The following is a 10,000-nucleotide window of genomic DNA, read 5'->3' on the forward strand; positions in this document are numbered from 1 at the left end:
TAATTATGAAAAATACTTACCTGCTCGAATCGAATCAATCTTAAACCAAACCTACCCTCTTTACGAACTAATTTTCTTAGACGATGCCTCCACTGATCATAGCGTATCAACTTTTAAAAAGCTGCTCTCAAAAGAAAATAAGCCCCACCTGAAGGTTCAACAGATTATTAATGATAAAAACTCTGGTTCCGTATTTAAACAATGGATAAAAGGAGTCTCTGCAGCAACTGGTGATTATATTTGGATCGCAGAGGCCGATGACTTATGCGATAAGACATTTTTACAAGAGGTGATACAGGGGTTTTATATAAATAACAATATTACCTTAAGTTACACACAATCAAAACAAATTGATGAACAAGGAAATGTATTGGCTAATCATTATTTAAATTACACAAATGATATCGATAAAGAAAAATGGAAAGGTCCCTATTTTCGAAAAGGCGTCGAAGAAATACAAGATACGTTACTTATCAAAAACACTATACCTAATGTTTCAAGTGTAGTTTTTAAAAATATAGATATGAAGAAAACAGAAAAACAGTTAGAGAAGTTCAAAATAGCTGGTGATTGGTTTTTCTATGTTTCTCTTCTTACAGAGGGAGATATTTACTTCAATCCATCCCCCTTAAACTATCATAGACGACATTTAAATAGCGTAACGAGAACAGAAGATTCATACTCCCATTACAATGAAGTTGTACAAATGCAAAATTTCATTAAAGAAAGATTTACTATCGACGACATTTCTAAAATGAAAATGTATACATATAGAAAGCATCTTAAAGCATACTTAAAAATTTAAACATGTGCTTTCTATGCCATCAATATCTCTAGTAAGTTGCTACTATTACTTAAGGGAGGAATACTCTTTGAAAGACTTTATAGAGGAACATAAAGATTTAATTTCTCAAATCGCACACAACTATAATGTAAATGCAAGTATCCATCCTGAGGATCATATCTTTCAGTTCATTGTCACTAATCCCGTCTTCCCATCAAAAAAAGAAGCGATAGATTACTACTTTAAAGATGGGCAAAACTCAGCACAAATACTCTTAAACTTAATTACTTCCCTTTATCCTCCTACAGGCAATCCAATTAAATTGTTAGAATTTGCATCCGGATACGGCTGCGTAACACGTCATTTATTAAATTTACAAGCGAATTTGAGTATAACCGCTTGCGATATACACGAAGAGGCTATTTCCTTTATTGAAAACAAATTAAATAATTCTTCTATATTATCTCATCCTGAGCCTGAACAGTTAAAATTGGACTCCTCTACGTACGATATCGTTTTTTGTCTATCCTTTTTCTCTCATATGCCTGATACAACTTGGTTTCGTTGGCTGCAAACATTGTATAACGCTGTTTCACCTGGTGGTTTATTCATTTTCACAACCCATGGCTATCAAAGCAAAAAATACTTCGGGTTTCCAAATTTAAATGAAAAGGGCTATTGGTTTCTCTCTTCTAGTGAACAATTCGATTTAGATGTGAATCAATACGGACAAACGATAGTTAGTCCCTCTTACGTGTGTGACAAAATTAAATTATTACCCCATAACCCAATTATCAAAAAGTATACTGAAGGATTTTGGTGGGAACATCAAGACCTTTGGGTTATAGAAAAAGAAGCAAAATAATAACCCACGCTCTGCTTATATAAGTAGAGTGTGGGTTATTATTTTTTACTATATAAGAACTCTTCAATCCATAGCTTATTTAATCTAATCCCATGTTTAAAATCTATTTTAGGTTCCCAATTCAATTCTTGTTTTACCTTATCAATATTTAAAATGATTTGTAACTACTCAGCCACCTTTCGGTGTCTTTTTTAAATTTTACTAGTTTCATATGCCTCCCATTTGTAAATACTGAGTATATCAAACAGGGGAGGTGAATCTTATGGTCGATCGAAAAATTATTTTAGATACATATAAAAAAGGACCTGAAGCTGTTATTTCTTTATTTGAAGAAACATTTTCTAAGTTAGAAAAACGTATACAAGAACTAGAAAATGCTTCAAAAAAAAACTCCAAAAATAGTCATAAGCCACCTTCTACAGATGGTTTGGGTAAGCCCGTTACAAAAAGTTTGCGCAAACCGTCTCATCGTCAAACGGGTGGCCAGTTGGGCCACAAGGGACATACTCTTGGTTTGACAGCGACTCCAGATCATACGATTACACATTCTCCTACATATTGTACTTGTTGTCATACTTCCTTGAACCACGAGCCTGTAAAAGGGTATCGCATTCGCCAAGTGTATGACTTACCACCTATTCAGATCGAAGTGACAGAACATAAAGTAGAACAGAAAGAATGCCCACATTGCCATTCTATCCAAGAAGCCCAATTTCCTTCGACAGTATCTCGTCCTGTTCAATATGGTCCAAATATAAAAAGACTGATTCCCTATTTAACGCATTATCAATGCATTTCTTTGAAGCGAACAAAAGAATTCTTTCAGGATTGTTTTGGACATTCTATAAGCGAAGGAACCCTGGTAAATCATACACAGGCTTTCGCTTCTCAATTGCAGCCATTCATAAAAGAAGTAAAGGAAAAGATTCTGCAGTCTCCTGTTGTCCATTTTGATGAAACTGGTATGCGTGTAGAAAACAAAACACAATGGTTACATACTGCCAGTACACCGGAGGTGACATTGCAACATATTCATCAAAAACGTGGAAAAGAAGCAATGGATGCTGGAGAAATCTTGCCATCTTTTTCTGGAATTGCGATGCATGATGGTTGGAAATCGTATGATGCGTATACAGATTGTCGTCACGTTTTATGTAATGCCCATCTCTTACGAGATTTACAAGGAATTATAGATAGTACTGGAGAACAATGGGCACAACAGATGCAGAAATTTCTAACGCAAGCGTTGACGATGAAAAAGCAATCCGAAGGTACCATGCCAAAAGCGACGCAAAAGAATCTGTTTATTATGTATCAATCCATATTGAAAGAACAACAGATTCTTTCCACGAAACAAAAGAAGAAAGGAAAGCAGACGCCTTCTCAAAATTTATGGAATCGCTTCGTCAAGTATTCTGACAGAATTCTAGCGTTTTTAGAACATCCAGCCATTCCATTTGATAACAATCAAGCAGAACGGGATATTCGGATGACGAAAGTAAAACAGAAAGTGTCTGGGACTTTCCGAAGTAAGAAAGGCGCAGAATCTTTTTGTCAGATACGAAGCTTTATGAGTACCATGAAAAAACAAAAACAATCGGTCTTACAAGCGATAAACCAAGTCATAGAAACTAGAACGGTTCCTTGGAATAACACGACTTCATAAGAGAATTTCTCTATTTGGCATAGATTCTTTCTCTGATTGGAGTATTTTCTTTTCATGTTTTCGAATCGGAAACATGTATTTGGCCTGTTTTTTTATTTGAAGAAGCTGAGTAGTTACAATGATTTTTTGAACGTTCTCTTGTTTTTGTTTGTAACAGATAAAATCCACTTTTCTTTCTGTTATTTTCTCTAATTCCACTATAATTCGTTTTAAAGAAAGACCTTTGCCACTCCCTATGTTATATACGCAAGATTTCAATTGATTTAATTGTGCTAGTTGTATAGTAATTTCAACTAAATCATCGATATAAATATAATCTCTAATAATCTCCTCTGGATTCCCATATATATGAATCCTTTCATTACTGAGATGCTGGTACAAAAAACAATTTATCGCCCCAACTTTTTTTAAGGGGTTTTGGTATTTTCCATACGGATTAGAATATCTACATACAACATAATCTATTCCATATTTTCTCTTATAAAAGTACAAATAATTCTCCAGCGAAACTTTTGTTATTCCATACGGGGAAAGTGGTCTTAATGGATGTTTCTCATCAATAGGCAAATATTCAGGTTCACCATAAACTGTGCCTCCCGAAGAAGCTAATATAATTTTTTTAATACGAAAATCTTTAACACTTTCCATGAAATTAAGAAAAAATAGACTGCTATTAATATCACCGAAAACATCTTCAATTGAAGTTGCTACGTTAGACGTCGCAGCTAAATAAATAATAATATCTATATTCACTAAAGCCTTATATATATCCTCAACATTTTCTAAATCACCTTTAATAAATTCAACTTCACTTATAATATTTTGAGGAAAATTATTTATATGTCTGGAAAATACTTTTACATTTTGCCCCTGTTTCAATAAACCCAATGCGAGGTTGATACCAATGAAACTATTTCCACCTACTATTAAATAATTATTCTTCCTCATAATATCATCTCTCTAGTAATAAATTTTTCCCGTCGTCAAACCTAAAAATATACACAAATAAACTGGATCATTTCGATTATTCATCTTCTTATCATTGTATGTTTGTTATAAATTTTCATTATCTTTATTTTCTATTTTCATTTTAGAATAGCTTCCTTATTCAGGTTGACTGCAAAAACACTCATAATATTTACTCATCCCCATGAATATATTTAATAAACAATCCTCACTTGTTTAACCCATAAAAAAAAACGTCTACATACACAAATTTCCCAAAAAGGAGTGCGAAACTCATGAAAAATATAAATCAAGAACTTTTAAATCATGTAATTCTACATAAAGATCGAATTCCACATTACCATAAAGACTTCCCGATTATACTATTTTGGAGTCATAGAAGCGGATGCACCGCGTTAGCTAATTGGTTCTTTTTTCAAATCGGATTATTTACTGAAGCAAAGAAATACAATGACTTTATTCATTACTATGAGTTCTGGGTGTATAAGAACAATACAAATTACATACCAGAGTTACAAAATGGTCTTCTAGAGGGTAAAAAAGATGTTTGTAAACTTGTGCGAAATCCCTATACAAGGGCTGTCAGCTCATTTCTATTACTTGCTGACAACCCATATGCTAGCCCTCAATGGGAAAGTATCCGTCATTATTTTTATAATGACAAATATAGTAATCAAGGAATATCATTTAAACAATTTTTATATTACGTTCAGGCATTCAGCTCCAATTCTCTAGCGTTAGATATACATTTTAGTCAACAATACGTCCCTGGTGAAGAAAACTTCATCCAATGTTATATTCCTTTAGAAGATTTTAATACACAAATCACCAAACTAGAACACACGTACGGTTTGATGAAATCCCCTTTAGCACTTCTTACAAATTCAGATCATCATCGCGCACACAAGATGATTTATGCAGGGAGCTATGCAGAACTTAGCATTACAGATACAGACTTCCCACGATTTCCAACATACGAAAGCTTTTATGATAAAGAAACTATGGATTTAGTTACAGAAATATACGCACAGGATTTTGAAATGTATCCATACACGAAAGGGATATTTTAAGTCTATACATTTTCCCATGAATAAAAGCTGATGCATCGCATAGCATAAAGTGAAACTTTAATTCGATTGGGGGTTCTCTTCAACTGATTATTCCCTTCTCCTAATCGCAATTTTAAGAGATACCTAACTTTCACCCATTCCCCCTTTGATTTCGCTGATTGTTGACGTGTATCATACTTTCCATAAATAGATTGCATTTAACATAGGAGGGATGTCGTGTGGAAATCAATTTGAAACACAATAATGGGTACTGCGTTATTTGCGAAAAGAAAGCTACATTTATAGAGCATAATGATTGGCTTAGAGATCATTATTTATGTTCTACATGTAACTCTATACCAAGGCAGCGAGCTTTAATCCATGCCTTGCATACATTTTTTCCAAAATGGGATTCCTATAGTATCCACGAATCCTCTCCTGGAGGAATTACAACTCAGCTACTATTAAAAAACTGTAAAAACTATACTTATTCTCAATACTTTAGAAATTATCCTCTTGGCCAATACTTTCAAGGTATTAGATGTGAGAACTTAGAAGACATGACTTTTGAAAATGAATCTTTTGATTTATTCATTACTCAAGACGTTTTTGAGCATGTAATGACGCCAAACAAAGCCTTTAAAGAAATAGAACGAGTATTAAAACCTGGCGGCGCTCATGTATTTACTGTCCCTTGGTATCATACACTCACAAAAACTGTGCAAAGAGCAAGAATGAATCAAGAGGTGATTGAATATATTGAAGAGCCCATTTATCACGGAAACCCTATTGATGAGAATGGATCTTTAGTAACGTTCGATTGGGGGCAGGATATGATTGAATATATTTATACACACGCAAACATGTATACAATTGTTTATTTACAAAAGGATAGATCACTAGGGTTAGATGCTGAATTTTTACATGTTTTTATTAGTAAAAAGCAAGAAAATAAAGTTTAATCACTATATAATTCGGAGGTTTAACAAATGAATAAATTTAAGTTAGGAAGTGATTTTGATCATCTTGTTAATTCACTATCTGATGTCGAACTTCTAAATTTATTTATACAAAGTTGTTCACAAACAACGATAAATGGGGTTCCCGTACCTAGGTTTCCTCCTGAAGAAATTCAAAAACAATTTGTAGGTGCTTCCTATGAACATGCTCTTTACGAAGCATATTTGTTTTATAGACATATAAAAGAATACGCCCAAAATTTAGGGGTTCCCTTGAATAAAGAAAGTAAAGTTTTAGACTTCGGCTGCGGATGGGGAAGAATTATACGCTTCTTATTTAAAGATGCCTCTGATCAAAATTTACTTGGCATTGATGTCGATCCTGCGATGATCACACTTTGTAATGAAACACTAGGAAGAGGGATATATAAAACAGCAAGTCCACATCCCCCTGTAGAATTTATTAGTGACAATTCATTAGATATCATATTCGCTTATTCTGTATTCTCACATTTATCCGAAGCAACTGCCGAAAATTGGGTAAAAGAATTTTCAAGAGTTCTTCGCCCTGGTGGAATCTTCATCGCAACAACACAAGCGCGCTATTTTCTTGATTTTTGTCAACAATTCCAAGAACATCCTGAATTAATTCAAACAGGATGGCATAAAACTTTATCTCAAGCTTTTCCAGATATACATCGCGCCATCTCGGATTATGAAAACGGCAAATTTGTTCACAGTCCTACTGGTGCAGGAGATGTTAGAAATAGTAGTTTTTACGGAGAAACTGTTATACCTAGGACTTATATTGAAAATCATTATGAGAAATATTTAAAGCTACAAGACTTTTTTGATGATGTAAATCGATTACCACAGGCCCTCTTTGTCCTTCAAAAAATTTAATTCCTTTCATTCAACGTAATAAATTTCATGACGAAAAGCACTTTCTATTTCAGCTATATATCAAATTACCTAATACTCTCTTATTAAGTAAGCTAAAAAAAATCCAATACATACCATAAAAAGACAGTAAACAGATAACATATCTCTTGTTTTAAAATTGCTTCACCAAATCAAGAATGACTTCCCAACACTTGAACTACGAAAAACATGAGGGGGATATAACTTGAAAATAATCGCTTTTTACTTACCACAATTCCATCAAATTAAAGAAAATGATCGATGGTGGGGGAAAGGATTTACTGAATGGACAAATACTAAAAGTGCACGACCTTTATTTTCAGGACATTATCAACCTAGGGAACCTTATCAAGATTTTTATTACGATTTAACTACCCCCTCCGTAAGAAAGTGGCAAGCGGAAATCGCTAAAGCATACGGTATATATGGTTTTTGTTATTATCATTACTGGTTTAAGGGAAAAAGACTATTAGAAACACCCTTTAATGAGGTACTAAAGATGAAGGAACCTGACTTCCCTTTTTGTCTTTCTTGGGCAAATGAACCATGGACAAAATCTTGGGATGGTCTCGATAAACATATATTAATGCCTCAAGACTACGGAGATATATCTGATTGGAAGGAACACTTTGATTATTTATTACAGGCTTTCCAAGATGAGAGATATATTTATATAGATGATAAACCTCTATTCATTATTTATCGTCCAGGACATATTCCTGATTGTGAAAAAATGCTTAATTACTGGAATGCATTAGCGCGAGAAAATGGTTTAAAAGGTATATACTTTGCTGAAACATTAAACAGTTTTCCACTACCTAATATAAATGGATTCGATGCCAGCATTCAGTTTGAACCTTTCTATACAATTGCCCATGATAGCTCTTCAGACATAAATAAGGTAATATATGATTCTGATATGCAATTAAATGTTTGGGACTACGATAAAGTATGGATGTATATATTACAACGATCGCTCCCAAAGAAAAAAACATTTCCCGGGGCTTTTGTTGATTGGGATAATACTGCACGACGTAAAAACGCGAATAGCAGCATCTTTGTAGGTTCTACCCCTGAAAAGTTCACCATATATTTAAGCAAGCAAATTCATCGTACTTACTCTTTTTATAACAGCGAGTTTTTATTTATTAACGCATGGAACGAGTGGGCGGAAGGAACTTACTTAGAGCCAGATAAAAAATATGGATTTTCTTATTTAGAAGGGGTTAAAAATGCAATTGATAGAGGTATGAAAGCATACAAAAAAGACGAGTCATTCTGACTCGTCTTAAAGTTGCTTGGCGACGTCCTACTCTCACAGGGACAAGGTCCCAACTACCATCGGCGCTAGAGAGCTTAACTTCCGTGTTCGGTATGGGAACGGGTGTGACCTCTCTGCCATCATCACCAAACTATGAAGGCATATTCCTTCAAAACTAGATAACATTGCTACATATTATATGGTTAAGTCCTCGATCTATTAGTATTCGTCAGCTCCACATGTCACCATGCTTCCACCTCGAACCTATCAACCTGATCATCTTTCAGGGATCTTACTAGCTTACGCTATGGGAAATCTCATCTTGAGGGGGGCTTCATGCTTAGATGCTTTCAGCACTTATCCCTTCCGCACATAGCTACCCAGCTATGCCCTTGGCAGAACAACTGGTACACCAGCGGTGCGTCCATCCCGGTCCTCTCGTACTAAGGACAGCTCCTCTCAAATTTCCTACGCCCACGACGGATAGGGACCGAACTGTCTCACGACGTTCTGAACCCAGCTCGCGTACCGCTTTAATGGGCGAACAGCCCAACCCTTGGGACCGACTACAGCCCCAGGATGCGATGAGCCGACATCGAGGTGCCAAACCTCCCCGTCGATGTGGACTCTTGGGGGAGATAAGCCTGTTATCCCCGGGGTAGCTTTTATCCGTTGAGCGATGGCCCTTCCATGCGGAACCACCGGATCACTAAGCCCGACTTTCGTCCCTGCTCGACTTGTAGGTCTCGCAGTCAAGCTCCCTTATGCCTTTGCACTCTACGAATGATTTCCAACCATTCTGAGGGAACCTTTGGGCGCCTCCGTTACACTTTAGGAGGCGACCGCCCCAGTCAAACTGCCCACCTGACACTGTCTCCCGGGTCGATAAGACCCGTAGGTTAGAATTTCAATACAGTCAGGGCGGTATCCCACCAGCGCCTCCACCGAAGCTAGCGCTCCGGTTTCAATGGCTCCCGCCTATCCTGTACAAACTGTACCAAAATTCAATATCAGGCTACAGTAAAGCTCCACGGGGTCTTTCCGTCCTGTCGCGGGTAACCTGCATCTTCACAGGTACTATAATTTCACCGAGTCTCTGGTTGAGACAGTGCCCAAATCGTTACACCTTTCGTGCGGGTCGGAACTTACCCGACAAGGAATTTCGCTACCTTAGGACCGTTATAGTTACGGCCGCCGTTTACTGGGGCTTCAGTTCAGAGCTTCGCTTACGCTAACCCCTCTCCTTAACCTTCCAGCACCGGGCAGGTGTCACCCCCTATACTTCGCCTTACGGCTTCGCAGAGAGCTGTGTTTTTGCTAAACAGTCGCTTGGGCCTATTCACTGCGGCTTTCCGTTAAGAAAGCACCCCTTCTCCCGAAGTTACGGGGTCATTTTGCCGAGTTCCTTAACCAGAGTTCTCTCGCACACCTTAGGATTCTCTCCTCGCCTACCTGTGTCGGTTTGCGGTACAGGCACCTTTTATCTCGCTAGAAGCTTTTCTTGGCAGCGGGGAATCAAAGACTTCGCT

Annotated in this window: 8 protein-coding genes, 2 rRNA genes and 1 pseudogene (2 of these 11 only partly in view); 7 read left to right on the top strand and 4 right to left on the bottom strand. The window is 36.5% G+C overall.

Annotated features, from left to right (window positions below; all coding sequences use genetic code 11):
* Window positions 1-805: the 3' end of a glycosyltransferase gene (locus MHH55_RS20495; protein WP_000558370.1), read on the top strand. It extends 1,127 nt beyond the left edge of the window; 805 of the gene's 1,932 nt are visible here — the last part of the coding sequence; its start codon lies off the left edge, out of view; the stop codon is at window positions 803-805.
* A gap of 67 nt (window positions 806-872) precedes the next feature.
* Window positions 873-1,649, top strand: a complete 777-nt coding sequence (locus MHH55_RS20500; protein ID WP_000651232.1) for a class I SAM-dependent methyltransferase — start codon at window positions 873-875, stop codon at window positions 1,647-1,649.
* Between the two features lie 38 nt (window positions 1,650-1,687).
* Here MHH55_RS20500 and MHH55_RS36425 read toward each other — a convergent pair.
* Window positions 1,688-1,810 (bottom strand): annotated as a pseudogene (locus tag MHH55_RS36425) (UDP-glucose 4-epimerase); the annotation flags it as partial.
* A 101-nt stretch (window positions 1,811-1,911) separates the two neighbouring features.
* On the opposite strand from MHH55_RS36425, the gene tnpC reads away from it, so the two are divergent.
* Window positions 1,912-3,315 (top strand): IS66 family transposase, encoded by a 1,404-nt coding sequence (gene tnpC / locus MHH55_RS20505; protein WP_100910632.1) that lies wholly within the window; start codon window positions 1,912-1,914, stop codon window positions 3,313-3,315.
* Here tnpC and MHH55_RS20510 read toward each other — a convergent pair.
* Window positions 3,310-4,263 carry an NAD-dependent epimerase/dehydratase family protein gene (locus tag MHH55_RS20510; RefSeq protein ID WP_078187997.1) on the bottom strand — a complete coding sequence of 318 codons (954 nt, stop codon included), beginning with the start codon at window positions 4,261-4,263 and terminating at the stop codon, window positions 3,310-3,312. The two genes, tnpC and MHH55_RS20510, sit on opposite strands and share 6 nt — an antisense overlap.
* Before the next feature lie 293 nt (window positions 4,264-4,556).
* Between MHH55_RS20510 and MHH55_RS20515 the strand changes: the two genes are divergently transcribed.
* The 4 genes from MHH55_RS20515 to MHH55_RS20530 all read left to right on the top strand — a co-directional run bounded on the left by MHH55_RS20515 (window position 4,557) and on the right by MHH55_RS20530 (window position 8,492).
* Window positions 4,557-5,351 (top strand): sulfotransferase family 2 domain-containing protein, encoded by a 795-nt coding sequence (locus tag MHH55_RS20515; protein WP_075676457.1) that lies wholly within the window; start codon window positions 4,557-4,559, stop codon window positions 5,349-5,351.
* A gap of 218 nt (window positions 5,352-5,569) precedes the next feature.
* On the top strand, window positions 5,570-6,292 hold the full coding sequence (locus MHH55_RS20520; RefSeq protein WP_000405123.1) for a class I SAM-dependent methyltransferase: 723 nt from the start codon (window positions 5,570-5,572) through the stop codon (window positions 6,290-6,292).
* A gap of 27 nt (window positions 6,293-6,319) precedes the next feature.
* Window positions 6,320-7,192, top strand: a complete 873-nt coding sequence (locus MHH55_RS20525; protein ID WP_001031897.1) for a class I SAM-dependent methyltransferase — start codon at window positions 6,320-6,322, stop codon at window positions 7,190-7,192.
* 223 nt (window positions 7,193-7,415) lie between these two features.
* Window positions 7,416-8,492, top strand: coding sequence for a glycosyltransferase WbsX family protein (locus tag MHH55_RS20530; RefSeq protein ID WP_000690995.1), 1,077 nt, complete (start codon window positions 7,416-7,418; stop codon window positions 8,490-8,492).
* A gap of 14 nt (window positions 8,493-8,506) precedes the next feature.
* On the opposite strand, the gene rrf is transcribed toward MHH55_RS20530, so the two are convergent.
* Window positions 8,507-8,622, bottom strand: a 5S ribosomal RNA gene (gene rrf / locus MHH55_RS20535).
* A gap of 48 nt (window positions 8,623-8,670) precedes the next feature.
* Window positions 8,671-10,000 (bottom strand): 23S ribosomal RNA (locus MHH55_RS20540); it runs 1,592 nt beyond the window's last position.

It is taken from the genome of Bacillus sp. FSL K6-2944, assembly GCF_038005385.1.
Taxonomy (GTDB): domain Bacteria; phylum Bacillota; class Bacilli; order Bacillales; family Bacillaceae_G; genus Bacillus_A; species Bacillus_A cereus.

Coding starts and splice junctions, on each gene's coding strand:
- tnpC (WP_100910632.1), top strand. CDS start 1,912: ATGGTCGATCGAAAAATTATTTTAGATACATATAAAAAAGGACCTGAA.
- MHH55_RS20510 (WP_078187997.1), bottom strand. CDS start 4,263: ATGAGGAAGAATAATTATTTAATAGTAGGTGGAAATAGTTTCATTGGT.
- MHH55_RS20515 (WP_075676457.1), top strand. CDS start 4,557: ATGAAAAATATAAATCAAGAACTTTTAAATCATGTAATTCTACATAAA.
- MHH55_RS20525 (WP_001031897.1), top strand. CDS start 6,320: ATGAATAAATTTAAGTTAGGAAGTGATTTTGATCATCTTGTTAATTCA.